The 281-nt window shown below is 40.6% G+C and carries 1 rRNA gene; it reads left to right on the forward strand.

The window, feature by feature from the left end:
- Positions 1–207: 207 nt before the first annotated feature.
- Positions 208–281 (forward strand): 5S ribosomal RNA (gene rrf / locus KDM90_RS17700); the annotation flags it as partial.

Raw genomic sequence — 281 nt, forward strand, 5'->3', positions numbered from 1 at the left:
GCATTGAGCTAACCAATACTAATTACCCGTGAGGCTTAACCATACAACACCCAAGTGGTTTTAAGTTGTATGAAGTTTGACAAAAGTGTAGGAATACACGAATCACGCATGACAATGGTGTGAATAAGAGATTAAGAACAAAAAACGTATTTATCATCATTGAGACAAGATCTCACTGATACAGCTTTCAAGATTGTACCTTTTTTGTCTAGCGACAATAGCGACATGGCCCCACCTGATCCCATTCCGAACTCAGAAGTGAAACGTGTTAGCGCCGATGG

Source organism: Affinundibacterium fentianense (assembly GCF_018139545.1).
Lineage (GTDB): Bacteria > Pseudomonadota > Gammaproteobacteria > Burkholderiales > Burkholderiaceae_D > Undibacterium > Undibacterium fentianense.